This window comes from Thermosynechococcus sp. JY1331, assembly GCF_031583475.1.
In the GTDB taxonomy this organism is placed as follows: domain Bacteria; phylum Cyanobacteriota; class Cyanobacteriia; order Thermosynechococcales; family Thermosynechococcaceae; genus Thermosynechococcus.
Map to the genome: position 1 here is coordinate 447395 of NZ_CP134180.1, position 16950 is coordinate 464344.

Annotated in this window: 15 protein-coding genes; 9 read left to right on the forward strand and 6 right to left on the reverse strand. The window is 55.3% G+C overall.

The genetic code is table 11. The features are described from left to right. The first annotated feature begins 33 nt into the window (after window positions 1–33). From RHJ31_RS02080 to RHJ31_RS02100, 5 genes are all read left to right on the forward strand, one after another. A complete protein-coding gene (locus RHJ31_RS02080; RefSeq protein ID WP_302677187.1) occupies window positions 34–465 on the forward strand; it encodes a resolvase in 432 nt (143 codons plus the stop codon). A gap of 38 nt (window positions 466–503) precedes the next feature. Further along, entirely contained in the window at window positions 504–2540 is a 2037-nt protein-coding gene (locus RHJ31_RS02085; RefSeq protein WP_302677189.1) for a ribonuclease catalytic domain-containing protein, read from the forward strand. Between the two features lie 5 nt (window positions 2541–2545). Beyond that, window positions 2546–2929 (forward strand): YkgJ family cysteine cluster protein, encoded by a 384-nt coding sequence (locus tag RHJ31_RS02090; protein ID WP_302677190.1) that lies wholly within the window; start codon window positions 2546–2548, stop codon window positions 2927–2929. Between the two features lie 67 nt (window positions 2930–2996). Beyond that, window positions 2997–3350: a hypothetical protein gene (locus RHJ31_RS02095; RefSeq protein ID WP_302677191.1), complete on the forward strand. Its 354-nt coding sequence runs from the start codon at window positions 2997–2999 to the stop codon at window positions 3348–3350. A gap of 27 nt (window positions 3351–3377) precedes the next feature. After that, complete coding sequence (locus RHJ31_RS02100) at window positions 3378–5147, forward strand: ABC transporter ATP-binding protein (RefSeq protein WP_302677192.1); 1770 nt, start codon at window positions 3378–3380, stop codon at window positions 5145–5147. A gap of 113 nt (window positions 5148–5260) precedes the next feature. On the opposite strand, the gene RHJ31_RS02105 is transcribed toward RHJ31_RS02100, so the two are convergent. After that, window positions 5261–5404, reverse strand: coding sequence for a hypothetical protein (locus tag RHJ31_RS02105; RefSeq protein ID WP_206200871.1), 144 nt, complete (start codon window positions 5402–5404; stop codon window positions 5261–5263). A 149-nt stretch (window positions 5405–5553) separates the two neighbouring features. Here RHJ31_RS02105 and RHJ31_RS02110 point away from each other — a divergent pair, with 149 nt between their 5' ends. After that, window positions 5554–6303 carry a pseudouridine synthase gene (locus tag RHJ31_RS02110; protein WP_302677193.1) on the forward strand — a complete coding sequence of 250 codons (750 nt, stop codon included), beginning with the start codon at window positions 5554–5556 and terminating at the stop codon, window positions 6301–6303. Here RHJ31_RS02110 and RHJ31_RS02115 read toward each other — a convergent pair. Further along, window positions 6273–8609 carry a heavy metal translocating P-type ATPase gene (locus RHJ31_RS02115; RefSeq protein ID WP_302677194.1) on the reverse strand — a complete coding sequence of 779 codons (2337 nt, stop codon included), beginning with the start codon at window positions 8607–8609 and terminating at the stop codon, window positions 6273–6275. The two genes, RHJ31_RS02110 and RHJ31_RS02115, sit on opposite strands and share 31 nt — an antisense overlap. 226 nt (window positions 8610–8835) lie before the next feature. Here RHJ31_RS02115 and eno point away from each other — a divergent pair, with 226 nt between their 5' ends. Continuing rightward, entirely contained in the window at window positions 8836–10116 is a 1281-nt protein-coding gene (gene eno, locus RHJ31_RS02120) for a phosphopyruvate hydratase (RefSeq protein ID WP_206200874.1), read from the forward strand. Window positions 10117–10119: 3 nt separating this feature from the next. Then, the gene (gene rsmA, locus RHJ31_RS02125; protein ID WP_315862974.1) at window positions 10120–10956 is read left to right on the forward strand and encodes a 16S rRNA (adenine(1518)-N(6)/adenine(1519)-N(6))-dimethyltransferase RsmA; all 837 of its coding nucleotides are present in this window, start codon (window positions 10120–10122) and stop codon (window positions 10954–10956) included. Here rsmA and RHJ31_RS02130 read toward each other — a convergent pair. Genes RHJ31_RS02130 through pheT form a run of 3 tightly spaced genes read right to left on the reverse strand, consistent with a single transcriptional unit; the run spans window position 10891 to window position 15225 of the window. Further along, the gene (locus tag RHJ31_RS02130; protein WP_302677196.1) at window positions 10891–11679 is read right to left on the reverse strand and encodes an E3 ubiquitin ligase family protein; all 789 of its coding nucleotides are present in this window, start codon (window positions 11677–11679) and stop codon (window positions 10891–10893) included. The genes rsmA and RHJ31_RS02130 overlap by 66 nt on opposite strands. A gap of 60 nt (window positions 11680–11739) precedes the next feature. After that, entirely contained in the window at window positions 11740–12750 is a 1011-nt protein-coding gene (bioB, locus tag RHJ31_RS02135) for a biotin synthase BioB (protein ID WP_302677197.1), read from the reverse strand. Between the two features lie 9 nt (window positions 12751–12759). Then, a complete protein-coding gene (gene pheT, locus RHJ31_RS02140) occupies window positions 12760–15225 on the reverse strand; it encodes a phenylalanine--tRNA ligase subunit beta (RefSeq protein ID WP_302677198.1) in 2466 nt (821 codons plus the stop codon). Window positions 15226–15544: 319 nt separating this feature from the next. On the opposite strand from pheT, the gene RHJ31_RS02145 reads away from it, so the two are divergent. Further along, complete coding sequence (locus RHJ31_RS02145; protein ID WP_302677200.1) at window positions 15545–16102, forward strand: transposase; 558 nt, start codon at window positions 15545–15547, stop codon at window positions 16100–16102. 201 nt (window positions 16103–16303) lie between these two features. On the opposite strand, the gene RHJ31_RS02150 is transcribed toward RHJ31_RS02145, so the two are convergent. Next, complete coding sequence (locus tag RHJ31_RS02150) at window positions 16304–16948, reverse strand: ribonuclease HII (protein ID WP_206200878.1); 645 nt, start codon at window positions 16946–16948, stop codon at window positions 16304–16306. Window positions 16949–16950 lie beyond the last annotated feature (2 nt).

A 16950-nucleotide genomic window follows, 5' to 3' on the forward strand; every position in this document is an offset into this window, starting at 1 on the left:
GCTCCCAATTCGATAACCTTTCCACTCTAGCAAATGACGCAAATGGGTCGCACTAAGTATTTATTGGGGTTTGATCCAGGGCGGGACAAGTGTGGGTTAGCCCTTGCCCTTGGTCAAGAAGTGGTGCGCTATGAAGTGGTGGCCAGCGATCGCGCGATCGCCCGTGTCCAAGAGTGGCATCAAGCCTACCCATTTGAACAGGTGATTATGGGCAATCAAACCACCTCCCGCCAGTGGCAGCAGCAATTGCAAGCGGCTTTGGCTGTAGAAATTATTCCAGTGGATGAGCGCAATAGTACCCTAGATGCCCGCGATCGCTATTGGCAACTCTTTCCGCCCCACGGTTGGCAGCAGCTGATTCCCAAGGGGTTGCGCCTGCCCCCCCGACCCATTGATGATATTGTCGCCATTGTGCTGTTGGAACGCTACTGTGGTTATCCCCTGCTGCTCAGTCAGAGGCAATAAACTTTATAATTGTCAAGTTATGGTACAGCACGGCAGCCGTGGAGAAAGGCACCCTCATTGAATTTCGGGTCAATAACCAGCGTCGCTTGGCGGTGATCGATCGCCCCGAAGGTAAAAAGCATTGGATTGCCATTGATCAGCATTTGCAAGCCCACACCATTCATCCGCGCCAACTGACCTTTACGGTGCCCGAGCAGCGGTTTCGTCCCCAAGAGATTCCCACATTTTGGCGGCAGGTGCAGCCGCTCTTGGATGCCGACAGTCTAGAAGTGGCTTGGGAAATTATCCGCGAGGAAAACCGCCCCATTACGCCAGCGGATCTAGCGGAGCTGCTTTTTTCGGAGCGATCGGCGGTGGCCTGCTATGCGGCCTACTATCTCCTGAGTGAGGATCGTTTCTACTTCAAGCTCAAGGGGGAAACCTACGAGCCTCGACCGGCTGCCCAAGTGGCAGAACTCAAACATCAAAGCGAGCGGGAAGCCCAACGCTTAGCGGAGGAAGTTAGCTTCCGTGAACATTTGACCCAAGCCCTGAAGGGGGAAACTGTGGCGTGGTCTGCCAGCGATCGCAAACGCCTTGAGCAGTTAGAACGTTATGCTATAGCCATTGAACCCAGTGGCCAACACCAAGCAGCCATTGACCTCCTCAGTGAATTGCAGCGTCCCACCCAACCCTTGGGCGCTTTCCAACTGTTGGTGGATCTCGGCCTCTGGTCAGAGCACGAAAATCTGTTCCTGCGCCGGAGTCAAATTGACGTTGAATTCTCTGCCAAGGTACTTGCTGTGGCCCATGAACGCCTCACCTCACCCCCTACAGATATTGACGCTCCCCTGCGCCGCGATCTCACCCATCTCAAGGTCTATACCATCGACGACGAAAGCACCCAAGAAATTGACGATGGCCTCAGCCTCGAAGTCGTGGGCGATCGCCAAAAGCTGTGGATTCACATTGCTGATCCCACCCGCTGGGTGATGGTGGATGATGTCTTGGATCAGGAGGCTCGCCGCCGCGCCACAACGGTCTATCTACCGACGGGGATGATTCCCATGTTTCCCACGGAGTTGGCTACAGGACCGATGAGTTTGGTCGCGGGACAAACCTGTTGTGCGCTGAGTTTTGGCATTCTTTTAGCCGACAACGGCGAAGTGCTGGAGTACGAAATTTGCCCCAGTTGGATTCGCCCCACCTATCGCCTGAGCTATGACGATGTGGACATGATTTTGGAGCAGGGGGTGACCGGGGAAGCGGATCTGCTGGCGATCGCCCAATGGGGACAGCGGCGTAGTGAGTGGCGACAACAACGGGGAGCGATTCGCATTAATATCCCTGAACCCAACATTAAAGTGGCTGGTGAAGAGGTGGAAATCTCGCCCCTCCATGACTCCCCCGCCCGCCAACTGGTGGCAGAAATGATGATTCTTGCCGGTGAAGTAGCCGCCCATTTTGGCGCCCGTGAGGGCATCCCTCTGCCCTTTCGCAGTCAATCACCGCCAGAACTGCCCCCAGAGGAGGAATTGTTGCAACTGCCCGCTGGAATGGTGCGGGACTGTGCCATTCGTCGCTGTATGCCCCGCAGTGAAATGAGTACCCAACCCAATCCCCACGCCAGTCTGGGTCTTGATGCCTACTGCCAAGTGACCTCCCCGATTCGTCGCTACACGGATCTGCTGGCACACCGTCAGATTAAAGCCCACCTGCGGGGAGAAAGGCCGCCCCTGACACCAGAACAACTCAATGAAATTTTATTGGGACTGATGTCTTCGGTTCAGGAGTCCGCTTTGGTGGAGCGGCAGACCAATCGTTATTGGTGCCTAGAGTACTTGCGGCGGCATCGCGAAGAGGTGTGGCGGGGCATTGTGCTGCGTTGGTTGCGTCCGGAGGAGGGACTGGGGCTAGTACTGCTGGAGGATTTGGGGCTAGAACTGGCCATGCGCTTTCAACGGCAGGCAAAGTTGGGAGAATCGGTACTGGTGCGGGTGAGTCGGGTTGATCCGCGAGGCGATCAAATTTGGCTGGAGGAAGTGCCCCCAGATGCACTGACCTCAACAGAAACGGTCGCTTTATCTTCAACATGATCCCGATGAGAAAATGGCAATGCATGCAGGGGTGTGGCGCCTGTTGTTACCTTGAGTTGCGCGATCGCTCAGAAGTGCCCACCATTCTCAATGCAGAGGAATTTGCCCTCTACCAATCCCTCATTGGTGCCGATGGCTGGTGTATTCACTTTGACCCCTTCAGCCGCCGCTGCCGCATCTACGAGAATCGCCCCCGCTTTTGCCGCGTCACGCCAGAAGTCTTTGAGGATTTGTATGGGGTTACGTCCGAGGAACTCGACGAATTTGCCATTCAGTGCTGCTGCGAACACATTCGCGATCGCTACGGTGAGCGGAGTTTTGAACTGCTGCGCTATGAATATCTGGTGGGTCAGGGCGTAGATCCCCCACAGGGGGAGGAGGCTCCCTAGGGCTGTCCTTTGTGAACGGACACCTATAATGACAGCAAATGACAACAGTTGTGTGCAGCCAGAGCCTATGGATGACTATCGGATGCGGGTGAACTTGGTCGAAGGCTCGGTGAGTTTTCGCTTCTCTCGGACAGCCGCAGAGGCCCTACGGCAAGAGATTCAGGCTTTAATGGAACGCATGCGGGCGATCGCCCATGCCAAAGCCAGCGGTACTCCCCTGTCTCCCCAAGCGGCCATGGAATATCAGCACGTGGGCGAGGTCTTCCTCGAAGTGTTTTGTAATCCCAATATCTGGCCCAATCCCTATGCCGCCAAGGTTCTATTGACCGTGCGAGATGATCGCATGCGCCTGACGACAGAGGCAGAGCTAAATCGTCTCGTGGAAGACCTCAACCAGTTTCTCGAAAGCGCTCCCCCCTAGGGGGACAACATCTGTTAGGTTGAGGATATGGTTACTCTTCCTAAGGCTGGCCGCTCTGGCCGTTTTCGTCGCCTCTTGGCTTATTTGCGTCCTCACCAAACAAAAATTTGGGGGGGGATTGTTGCGCTTTTTATCGTCAACCTTTTGGGCACCTATTTGCCCCTGCTCATTGGTACTGCGGTTGATGAATTGCAGGCCAAGTTTGACTTGCAGCGGGTGGTGTTCTATGCCCTGCTGCTGATTGGCCTAGCCTCCCTGATGTGGCTCATTCGCATGGCCTCGCGCCTCTGGATCTTTGGTGCTGGGCGATTGGTGGAATTTGACCTCAAGCAACGGCTCTTTGAACATCTGCTGCGTTTAGAACCCAGTTACTTTGCGGAGAATACCCCCGGGGATCTCATTAGCCGTGCCACCAGTGATGTGGATAATATTCGCCGTCTGGTGGGTTTTGCCCTTTTGAGTGCGGCGAACACCGTGTTTGCCTACGGTATGACCCTGCCCGTGATGTTAGCCATTCATCCGGGCTTGAGTTTGGGGGCGATCGCCGTTTATCCAGCGGTTCTTTTTATTGTCCAAACCTTTAGCGATCGCCTGCGGGCAGAGCAGCTCGATGTGCAACAAAGCCTCGCGGAACTCAGCGATCTCATTCAAGAGGACATGAGTGGCATTGCCCTGATTAAAATCTATGGCCAAGAAGCCAATGAACAACGCCAATTTGACCAGTTAAATCAAGACTTACTCCGCAATAACTTGGTCTTGGCTAAAACTCGCAACATTCTCTTTCCCCTCTTGGGGGGGATGGTCAGCTTTAGTTTGCTGATTTTGCTGTGGTTTGGCAGCCGCATGATTGCAGCCAACACAATTCAGGTGGGGGATTTTATTGCCCTGCTGCTGTACATTGAGCGGTTGATTTTCCCGACGGCACTCTTGGGCTTTACGATTACCACCTACCAACGGGGGGAAGTGAGCATTGACCGGATTGAAGCCATCTTGAGCGTGGAACCCCGCATTACCGATGCCCCAGATGCCATTGCTTTACCCCGCGATCGCGTTCAGGGACACCTGCGTTGTCAGAATCTAACTTTTACATATCCCAATCGCCGCACCCCTGCCCTCAATCAACTTAGTTTTGAAATTCAAGCGGGGGAAATGGTGGCGATCGTTGGCCCCATTGGCTGCGGCAAATCCACACTGGCCAGTGCCCTGCCTCGACTCTTGGAGATTGCCCCGAATCAGATTTTTCTGGATGGCATCGACATTACGCAGCTGCGCCTTGCTGATCTGCGGGGGGCGATCGCCTACGTGCCCCAAGAAAGCTTTCTCTTTAGCACCACAATCAAAAACAACATTCGCTACGGCGAACCCGATGCCACGGAGCTAAAGGTGATTGCCGCCGCCAGCCAAGCCCAAATTCACAATGAGATCCTCAACTTTCCTAAGCAGTACGACACCCTTGTGGGCGAGCGGGGCATTACCCTCTCTGGGGGACAGCGTCAACGAACCGCCTTAGCCCGTGCCCTACTGGTGGATGCGCCGATTTTAGTCCTTGATGATGCCCTCGCCAGCGTTGATAACCAAACCGCCAGCCAAATTTTGCAAACGCTGCGGCAGCAACAGCGCACACGCACGGTGCTCTTTATTTCCCATCAATTGTCGGCAGCGGCAACCTGCGATCGCATTCTGGTCATGGATCAAGGGCGCATTGTTCAACAGGGTACCCATGATGAACTGGTGGCAGCAGGGGGGCTATATCAATCCCTTTGGCAGCAGTATCAGTTAGAAAGCTCCCTTGGATAACTGGATCGCCTGCTGGAGAATGCCAATTTCCCATTAGAAGGGGGCAACCCTGACGGCTACCCCTAGCTTCAGTATCATTAAGAATAGACAATATCGCTAAAAGCTAAAAGGAACTACTGCCCTGGTGTTTGCGGACTGGGGGACTCGGTTGGCGTTTGGTTATCGGTACCACCGCCGCCACCACCACAGGCAACCAGCGTTGTCGAAAAGCCCACTAAAATTAACCCTAAGGCGGCGAGTTTGTAAAGAAATTTCATAGAACTCCTCACGGCAGATAATTAGGCAAGGATTGGACAGTTCTTTTCTACCAATTCTGCTCGGGGATTGGCAACTCTGTGGCAACGATTGGTCTATAGAGATTTCCCTCAAAAGTGCCACCACATCCTAGAAAGCAACTATACCCCCTATGACAACTGAGCGATTACAAAAAGTCCTTGCCCATTGGGGAGTGGCCTCGCGACGCCATGCAGAAATACTCATCCGCAGTGGTCAGGTCTTCGTGAATGGTCAGCGGGCAAAATTGGGGGACAAAGTGGATCCCACGCGCGATCGCATTGAATACAAAGGACAACCCCTGAACCCGCCCCGCCCACCCCAACGGCTCTACCTGCTGCTCCATAAGCCCAAGGGGGTTCTCTGTACCTGTCACGATCCCCAAGGGCGCACCACCGTTTTGGATCTTTTGCCGCCTAGGTATCAGCAGGTGGCCGGTCTTCATCCTGTGGGTCGCTTAGATGCCGACTCTAGCGGTGCCCTGCTGCTCACCAATGATGGGGCTTTCACCTACTATCTCAGTCATCCCCGCCATCACATCCCCAAAACCTACCGCGTTTGGGTGCAGGGACAGCCTACGGAAGGGGTCTTGCAACACTGGCGAGAGGGCGTTCCCTTGGACGGGGTGATGACACTACCCGCAGCCGTTAAGCTCCTGCGCACCGAGGGCGATCGCTCCCTCTTGGAAATCATCCTGCACGAAGGTCGCAACCGCCAGATTCGCCGTGTGGCCGATCAGCTAGGTTATCCTGTTGTTGCCTTGCAACGGATCGCGATCGGCCCAGTTCACCTCGGCAATCTTCGCCCCAGAGCCGTTCGTCCCCTCAGCCGCCGTGAATTGGCCGCCCTTGCTTATCCAGCCAACCGCGAAGGCTCAGCCTGAGAGCCAGTCATTTTGGGTGGAATATGCTGCACCGGATGATCGGGATGGGTGGCTTCCCATTCGGCAAGAAATTCCTGTGTGTCTTTGACGGGCGGTAAGGGCAACGAGCCACCGGGACCTGCCAAGGGGCGCAATCCATTCAACTCCGCTAAGATGGCTGTGCCGTTGTTAATAACCACCGCCAAAATCGGGTCAAGGGCAAAGAAGACCCCCGACAGCAGCGCACCAATATTAGGAATGGCCACGATCGCTGTATTTTGCCAGACAATTTCCATCGCCTGCTTGGCAATCCGAATCGCAAGGGTCAATCCCCGCAAGTCATCCTCCATGAGCACCACATCGGCGGTTTCACGGGCAATATCGGTTGCCCCGGCAAAGGAAATAGAGACATCGGCATAGGCAAGAGCGGCAGAGTCATTGATACCATCGCCACAGAAAGCCACGACTTTACCGCTGTCATGGAGGGCACGCACCACCTCCACTTTCTTTTCCGGGAAGGCTTCGGCGTAGATATGCTCAGGGGCAATGCCTAAGTCTTTGGCCACCGCCCGGGCAACGCGGCCAATGTCACCCGTCAGCATATGGGGAGTAATGCCTGCCCCCTTGAGTTCACGGATGACTTCAGGACTTTCATTGCGGATTGGGTCACTGTAGAGAATCACCCCAATCAAACGCCCATCCCCGGCCACATAGACAATTGACGCCCGCCCAGAATCGAGATCGGGGAAACGTTCATTGAGATCAATCAGGCAAATGTTTTCCTGCTCCATCATGCGGCGGCTGCCCACCCGCAGATCCACACCCCGCACTTTTGTGGCCACACCGAGGCCAACGCGGTATTCCCAGTCTTCACAGTCAAAGAGGGGCTGATGGGTTTCGCGAGCATGGCGGACAATGGCTTCAGCCACAGGGTGGGTGAGTCCCTGCTCGGCACTAGCGGCCATACTGAGAATGTCATCGGCACTGAAGCGCGGATCCATGACTTTAATATCCGTCACGCCAGCATGACCTTGGGTCAGGGTGCCCGTTTTATCAAAGACAATCGTGTCAATTTGCGCCAGTTTTTCAATCGCCCGGCCACTGCGAATGAGAACACCATGTTGAGCCGCATAGGTGAGCGCCGACAAAATCGTGGTAGGCACCGAGACCCGAATCCCTGTACCGAGGTCAAGGGTCAGCAGGGCGATCGCCCGATTGAGATCCCCTGAGAGTAAGCCAACACCTGTGCCAATGGCCAAGGTTGGAATGACGGCTTGGTTGGCCACCATGGCAGCATAGTTTTCAATGCGCGTGTCATGCACCGGTGCCGACTGCATTAAGTTCACAATCACACCTGCACGGGTATTGTTGCCTACTCGCTCCGCTAAGATCACCAGTTGCCCCTCGACCAGCAGCGTTGACGCAAAAACCTCCATTCCCTCGCTGCGCGTTACCGGCACCGATTCACCCGTCAGTTTGCACTGATCAATGAGACCTGTACCCCGCAGGATGATGCCGTCAACGGGAATTTGATCCCCTGGATAGACAACCACGCGATCGCCCTCCACAAGGTCTTTCACTTCAACTTCAACCTCAACCCCGTCCCGTTCCACAAAGGCGGTTTTGCCGAGGCAATCCAGCAAATCAAGGTTGGCGCGCTCCGATCCCCGTGCCGTGAGGTCGCGGATCACTTCCCCCCCCTCAATCAGACCCAGCATAAAGGAGGGGGCAAAATAGTGCCCTTGCATGGTGTGGAGGGAAATTGCCAAGCCATCGAGGAAGTCAATCGTTAACTGTTTCTCCTCTTGAATCGCTTCCCATGCTCGCCGAAACACCGGCATTGCCCCGGCAATCACCACACTGGCAATCACATAGCCGGGAATCGGTACCCCCATCAGGGAGGCCACACTCAACCCCAAGCCCAGAGCCGGTAAGCCCAAGCGTTCCCAATAGTTAATTTCGTGAGCTTCCGCCGCAGGGGTGGCCTTCTCAGTACTTAGGGCGGGAAGATCTGGATTGGCCGCCACTTGAATCGACTCAAAAATTTGCCCTTGAATCGTTGCTAGGGCTTCCCCAAAGAGCTTGGGATTATATTCCACCACAAGGGAGCGGGCAGGGGGGTTAATGCGTGCCGTTGTCACCGCGGGTAAACTGCCCACAATGTAGAGCAGCCGTGCCCCATATTCAGCATCAAAGCCCAGTCGCGGAATGCGAATCCGAAAGCGACCCCTAATCCAATGCACAACTTGATAGTGAACGGTCTCTGTGGTGATAGGGTGGGTGAGTACTTCAGACTGCGGGGAACGACTTCGGGCAATAGTGGTCATAATGGATTCCTACGAATGGTCGGGCAAGTGAAGCTGGCTAAAAGTCTTGGTAATCGTTTTCCCCCAATTGTGGATGATAGACACCAAAATTGAGTCAAATTAAACCAGTCTCAGACAAGAAAGGCAATGCAATACAGGACACTTTATAGCTTAGGTCATCCTTAAGCCATTTCAGTTTTATCGGGCATCTATCGTACAATCTAGCTGCATATTGAGGAACAAGCAGATGATGGATACGGCGATCGCAACGATTCGTGCCCGCGAAATTTTGGACTCGCGGGGGCGCCCCACGGTAGAAGCAGAAGTTGAACTGGATTGTGGCATTGTCGGACTCGCCCAAGTCCCCAGTGGTGCCTCAACGGGGAGTTTTGAAGCCCATGAACTGCGGGACGGCGATCCCAAGCGCTATGGTGGCAAAGGTGTCCTCACAGCGGTGGAAAACATTGAAACCACTATTCTCAGTGCCCTTGTGGATCTCAACGCCCTTGATCAGACAGTGATTGACCAGTGCCTCTTGGAACTGGATGGCAGTGAGAACAAATCCAACCTTGGCGCCAATGCCATTCTTGCGGTTTCCCTTGCCACGGCCAAAGCAGCTGCAGAATATCTCGGTCAACCCCTCTACCGCTATTTGGGGGGGCCGCTGGCCAATGTCCTCCCCGTGCCGATGATGAATGTGATCAACGGGGGTGCCCACGCGGCCAACAACATTGACTTTCAGGAATTCATGATCATGCCCATTGGTGCCCCTAGTTTTCGGGAGGGACTGCGCTGGGGGGCAGAGGTTTTTGCCGCTCTGAGTAAGGTGCTAGCTGATAAGGGTTTGCTGACCGGGGTGGGGGATGAAGGGGGCTTTGCGCCTAACCTCGACTCCAACCAAGCGGCCTTGGATATTTTACTTCAGGCGATTGAAACCGCAGGTTACACCCCCGGCACTGACGTTGCCCTTGCCCTCGATGTCGCCGCCAATGAATTTTATGAAGATGGCAAATATGTGTTTGATAATGCCAGCCGCACCGGCTCTGAGTTAATTCGCTACTATGAAGAATTGGTGAGCAACTATCCCATTGTCTCGATTGAGGACGGCTTGCAGGAGGAGGACTGGGATCACTGGGCACTCTTGACCGAAACCCTTGGCAGTCGTATTCAACTCGTGGGGGATGATTTGTTTGTCACCAATCCCAAACGCTTACAACGGGGGATTGACAATGGCGTGGCCAATGCCATCTTGATTAAACTCAATCAGATTGGTTCCTTGACAGAAACGCTGCAAACTATTGATCTGGCGACTCGCAAGGGCTACCGCTCGGTGATTAGCCACCGCTCTGGCGAAACCGAAGATACCACGATTGCGGATTTGGCTGTAGCTACCCGTGCGGGTCAAATTAAAACCGGTTCCCTCTGCCGCAGTGAACGGGTTGCCAAGTACAATCGCCTGTTACGCATTGAAGCGGAACTAGGGGATCAGGCAGTCTATGCGCCCACGGTGGGCTTGGGGCCGCGCTAGGTGATTCGTGCCCGCAAACGGTTTGGCCAGCATTGGCTGCGTAGTGAATCGGTTTTAGCTCAGATCATTGCAGCGGCTGAACTGCACGCGGGCGATCGCATCCTAGAAATTGGTCCCGGTCGGGGTGCCCTCACTCGCCCTCTTCTAGCCAGTGGTGCTGAGGTGGTGGCCGTTGAACTGGATCGGGATCTCTGTGGCCAATTGCAACGGCAGTTTGGCAGTGAGCGGTTCCAGTTGATTGCGGGGGATATTCTGCGGCTGGACTTAGCGCCCTTGGGGTGCAACAAAGTGGTGGCCAATATCCCCTACAACATCACAGGGCCGTTACTGGGGCATCTGCTTGGCAGTATTGCCCGACCGCATCGCCCGGCCTTTGAGCGGTTGATTCTACTGGTGCAAAAAGAAATTGGCGATCGCCTGATGGCCACCCCCGGTAGCAAGGCCTACGGTGCCCTCTCCGTACGGGTGCAATTTCTGGCCACCTGTGAGAAGGTATGTGCAGTGCCCCCCCGCGCCTTTCAGCCGCCGCCTAAGGTGGATTCTGTGGTGATCTGTCTGCGACCCCACGCGACACTGCCAAGGGTGCGATCGCCCCAATGGTTAGAAACGCTGCTGAAACAGGGGTTTGCCACTCGCCGTAAGATGCTGGCCAATGCCCTCAAGTCCCTTGTCGAACCCGATCAAGTGCGCCAAGCGCTGCTTCAGTTGGGGCGAGATGTCAATAGCCGCGCCGAAGCCCTCAGCCTCGAGGATTGGCTAGCCCTCAGTGAACTGCTACAGCAGCCCCACCAAGATCAACAAAATCCCCAACCCACCACAGGCGGCAGCGCCAATGGTTGAATAGAGCACGGCATTACTGGTGTCTTGACTCAGGCTGTCTTCTGATTTCAGGGAGACAAAGAACTTTTGTCCCTTGACGGTGGGACGTTCAATGCGTAGCGTGCCCGTTTGATCACTGGCGGTGCCCACCACCAACACCTGCCGATCCACTGGCGTGATCCATTCCTGATAGCGATAACCAATGGTATTGCCACTGCCAAAGGTGAGGCTGCCCACGTTTACTTGGAAGCTGCCAAAGCCAAAGCGGGCAGTGTTATTGGCGGGTCGAAATTCATCGAGGACTTGGACTGTTTCCATATCAGCCCCCCGCGGATCCACTTCAATCTCGCCGTAGCGATCGCGCACGCGGAAGGGAATGGTTTGGCTATTGCTGCTAATCGTGTCGGAGCGGCGTTCAGTGCGCCAGCGGGTGCGGCCTTCACTATCGGTTTCGCGCACCTGTTCTTCATACTCGCGGCTGACACACATGCGGTAATGGACGCAGGGCACCTGCTTTAACTCCGAGATCAGGGGCTGATCGACAACAATCTGACCAGAGACCTTCACATATTCCCGTAGGTTGCCACCGCCAATTTCCTGCGCCACCTGCTGTTGGAGCTGATGGAGATCCGCCGTGGTGGATGGCGTGGCTAGCTTAAGACTACGCAGCTTCAGGCGATAGTGGCGCTGTACAAAAAAGAGGGCAATCGCCGCAATTAGCAAAAGGCCACCAAAAATGCCCATCGGAGACTCCGCAACAGTAGCGCCGCCAATCCCTAGTTTAGCGATGGGTAGCCCATTATGTTATGGGGCGATCGCCCGCCCTTCGGGGTCTTCAAGGACAAAGCCAGCATCGGCAATCATTTGCCAGTCTTGGTGGGGGGCTTGGCCGGGGGTCGTTAGATAATCGCCGACAAAAATGGAGTTGGCAGCATAGAGGCCAAGGGGTTGCAGCGATCGCAGATGCACTTCGCGGCCACCAGCAATGCGGATCTCTTGGCGCGGCAAAAGCAGACGAAAGAGCACGAGAATGCGTAAACAGTGGCGCGGATTGAGGTTGTGCTGTGTCCCAAGGGGTGTCCCCGGAATGGGAATCAGAAAATTCACTGGTACACTGGTCACCTGACGCTGCCGCAGGGAAAGGGCAAGATCAATGACATCGTCATCGGATTCCCCCATACCCAAAATGCCGCCAGAGCAAGTTGTAATTCCAGCGGCTTGGATATTGGCCAAGGTCTGGTCGCGATCGCTAAAGGTGTGAGTGGTGCAAATTTCGCCGTGGAAGTTTTCCGAGGTATTTAGGTTGTGATTGACGCGATCGACGCCTGCTGCCGCTAGCCGTGCCGTTTGCTCAGCGGTGAGTAAGCCCAAGCAGGCACAGATTTTCAGGGGATAGCGCTCCTTAACTGCCCGAATAGCAGCAAGTACCTGCTCAAAGACCTTCTCATTGGGCGATCGCCCGGAAATGACCATGCAAAAGGTACCAGCCTTGAGTTGGGCAGCGCGATCGGCCGCAGCAAGAATTTTTTCCTGCGAGAGCAGGGGATACTTTTCAATCTCAGCCGTGGAGATTTTTGATTGTGAGCAGTAGTGGCAATCCTCTGGACAGAGACCACTTTGGGCATTGAGCAGATAGTGCAGCCGTACCCGATTCCCCCAGTAGTGGTAGCGCACCCGATAGGCCGCCGCCAGTTGATTCAGGAGTTCAGTATCCGCGGCTTGTAACACCGCCTGCGCTTGATCGCGGCTGAGGCATTCATCGGCAAGGGCTAAATCGGCAAGGTGCTGCCAATCGGTCGTCAATACTGTGTTCATGGTTTTTTCTTAGCTACGGAGGGTCACGGCGTATTTTTCCACAAGGCTGTCGCGAATGCGCTGATGTAATTCATTCACCTCGGCCTCGGTGAGGGTGCGATCGCTGGCGCGGTAGGTGAGGCGAAAGGCCAAACTGCGCTGACCTTCGGGAACACCAGTGCCACTGTACTCATCAAAAACCTCGACACTCTCAAGGAGGGAGTCGCGCCCGCCTGCAGCTTTCCAAATGGTGCGGCTGAGTTCTGCCACAGTGAGATCCGCCGGCGCAAAAAAGGCGAGGTCGCGATCGCTGGCGGGATAAGTTGAAAAGGGCTGAAAGATAATCTGGCGATAGCGTTCCTCAAGGCGGCTCAGGAATACCTCCAGATCCAGTTCAAAGACATACACCGCCGCCGGCAGGTCGAGGGTCGCCGCATACTGCGGGTGTAACTGGCCAAAAATACCGAGCCGCTCTCCATTCAAACAAAGGGCCGCCGTCCGCCCCGGATGCAAGCGTTCGTCTTGGCGATCGCTCTGATATTCCACATGCAAACCAAACCGCTGAAAGACACTCTCGAGAATCCCCTTGGCTTCATACCATGTGAGGGGTTGGGCTTGCTGTGAGCGGCGTACCCATTTCCCCTGCCACGGATCGCCACCGATGATGCCTCCAAGGCGATCGCTTTCCCAGAGACCCTCTTCATCTTGACCAAAAACACGGCCAATTTCAAAACCATTGAGGGGCGGATTCCCCTGTTCTTGGTTGTAGCGGAAGGCCTGTACTAGACCCGTAATTAGATCCGTACGCAGCGACGAAAACTCCGCCACTAGCGGATTCACAACGGTGACTTGGTTGGGCTGACCACCTTTTACCCAAGAATAGTGCATCAATTCCGTCAGACCCGCCCCGCGAAAGGCCGCCCGTAGCTCCCGCAGTAGGGTGAGTTCCAGCGGTAGTGCTCCCAACTCCGATTGAGCGGGCAAGGTTTCCTCAAAGCGGTCGTAACCGTAGAGCCGCGCAATCTCCTCAATCAGATCCACCTCTCGCTCAATATCCCGGAAGCGGTAAGGGGGCACCGTCACCGACCACACCACTAACTCGTCCTCAAAGGTTTCTTGACGGCTGAGGTGAAAGCCTAGGTGGCTGAGTAGCTCTTCAACGGTCTCTGCGTCCAAATAGGTGAGTTCCTCGCTCTCCGCTTCATCAGCAACCACGGCCCCCAAGAGCCGGTGCACTTGTTCCAGCCGCAGGGTGAGGGTACGTTCGAGGGGCGGACGCTGATCCGCTAGTGTAGTGTAGGTCACTGTCCCTTGGGCAATCTCGGTCAATAGGGCGATCGCTTCAGCGGTGGCCGCCTCTAGTTCTGCGGGGTTCACCCCCCGTTCATAGCGAGCCGAAGCTTCCGTGCGTAATCCTTGGGCGCGAGCCGATCGCCGAATCACTGGACTGGCAAAGAGTGCCGCCTCAAGGAAGACATTCTGCGTACCCTCGTAAACTTCAGTCTCTTCGCCCCCCATTACTCCGGCAAGGGCAACGGGCACATCCCCGGCGGTAATCAGGAGATTGTCGGCACTCAGCACCCGCTGCTCACCATCGAGGGTTTTCAGGGTTTCCCCGGCCTTGGCAAAACGCACGCCGACACTCACTGGGGTTTGGGTAGCAACCCCTTGCAACCGATCCCAATCAAAGGCATGGAGGGGCTGACCCCACTTCAGCAGGATGTAGTTGGTGATATCCACCACATTATTGATGGCACGCAAACCGGCAGCCTCTAAGCGTTGCTGGAGCCAAGGGGGCGAAGGGGCAATCTGGACATTGGTGATCAGTGTGCCACAGTAGGCAGGGCAGGCTTGGGGATCAGCGATCGCCAGCTGTACAGGCACCTTAGCACGAGACTTTTTGGGGGCGATCGCCTTTGGGGCGGGTAGCGTCAGGGGAGCACCAGTAAGTGCGGCCACTTCACGGGCAATGCCTACCATACTCAGGGCATCCGCACGGTTGGCAGTTGAGGTCAGGTGCAAAATCACATCATCCAAGCCGAGGAGAGGACGTACATCTTCCCCGACGGTTACTGCATCAGCGAATGTGTGAATGCCCTCAGACGCTTTGGTTAGCCCCAACTCAGCAAGGGAGCAAATCATCCCCTCAGATTTCACGCCCCGCAGTTTTGCCGGTCGAATTTTCAGATCAATTTTGGCCAGATATGCCCCCGGTAGTGCCACAGGTACATACAAGCCTGCGGCGGCATTGGGTGCCCCACAGACAATCGTGCGGGGTTCCCCTTGACCCACATCCACTTGGCAGACCCGTAATTTTTGGGCATTGGGATGGGGTTCACAGGCCAAAATATGACCCACCACAACCCCTTCCGCCCATGTGCGCCGATCTTCAATTTCTTCGACTTCAAACCCCGCCATCGTCAGGCGATCGGCCAAAGTCATCACATCGAGATCAACAGCCACTAATTCCCGTAGCCAGCGAAGGGAAACCCGCATGGAATCCTCAACAAAACGTCATACTTTGCCATTCTTCTTCAGCCTACCAAAATTCGCCGCAGTGCTCCGCCTATACCGCAAAGCGGTTAGGTGGTAGTGAGGTGATAGGCGACCATAGGGAGCAGTCACTCAATCTCAGCTTGTTGCTGGATATATTGAGCTAGCACCGAACATCGAGCGCGACTAATAGCTATAATCCACTCATGCTCACCCTGACGTACGAGTACAAACTAAAACTAACCCAGCAGCAGGCCAAGCGGATCGACCACGATCTAGAAGTGTGTCGCCAAGTGCGGATGCCCCTTACCCCAGCTTCAACGTGCAGTGCCAACGATTGACTCAAGCAAGGCAGACCAACCCTAATTTAGCGTCGGTTAACGCCCAAGCATTGCAGCAAGTCTTGAAGCGGGTGGTTGGCCTCGATGTTGGCCTAGAATACTTTCTCTCCACCTCGAACGGACTTCAACTAGCACGACCTAGGTTTTTCGTAGAGATGCAACACAAGCTTCAATTGCTGCAACGCAGGCTGAAGCGGAAACAGATTGGGTCAGCCAACTGGAAGAAGATTCAACGCAAGGTGGCGAAGCTGCATGAACAGATTGCCCGCACCCGCAGGGACTTTCACTTCAAGGTCGCTCACCAGCTTTGCGACGGGGCTGATGTGATTGTGGTGGAGGATTTGAATCTGATTGGCCTCAGTCGTGGGACGCTGGGCAAGCGCATGCTGGATGCGGGTCATGGGCCATTCCTGAACTCGGTGTTGCCTTGGGTGGCCTGCAAGCGTGGCAAGGTGGTTGTCAAGGAGAAAGCAGCGGGCACCTCTCAAGCGTGTCCCAACTGTGGCGAAGCAGTCTGCAAAACGCTATCAATCCGTTAGCATGAGTGCCCCTGTGGCTGTTCAATGCCTAGGGATATTGCCGCTGCATTCGTGTTGCGGAATCGATTGATAGGCGGTGGGGCGCACCGTCTTGAAAATGCCCCTGGAGAGGTTCTGGCGGGGATGACTTTCGGGTCATCTAGTCAAGACTCTGTGAACGGGGAATCTCCTGCTATACGCCTAGCGTTAGCGGGATGAGCGTCAATGTCCTGTGATGGCATTACACAAGTGTAAGTCGGTATGAAGCAAGGATTTCAAGAACGATCGCCGATGCCAAGGGGTCAGGCCGTACTGATCAAGGGCTTGACGGTGTTGGGGGGTGCCGTAGCCCACATTGCGTTCCCAGCCATACTGGGGATAACGCCGAGCTAAGCGTGCCATGAAGCGATCGCGCCGTACCTTGGCAATAATCGAGGCACAGGCAATACTATAGCTGTGGCGATCGCCCCCAATAATGGCCGTTACCTTTTCAAAGGGCGCTGTTTTTGTTAGTTTGCCGTCAATCAGGGCATGATCCCAAGGGGCAACCCGCGCTAGGGCACGCGCCATGGCTCGATAGGTAGCTTGCAGGATATTCACCTGATCAATTTCCGCCACACTGGCACTACCAATGCCAATGGCGATCGCTTGGTTATAAATCTGCCCAAAGAGGCGCGATCGCTGGCGGGCACTCAACTGTTTGGAGTCGCGCACCTCTGGAAGAGGCACACAGTCTACTGGTAAAATTACGGCTGCTGCCACCACTGGCCCCGCCAAACAACCCCGACCCACCTCATCCACACCGACCACGCGACAATAGCCCTGTTGCCAGTAGGCTTGCTCATAGATCAGGCTGGGCGGTTCCATGC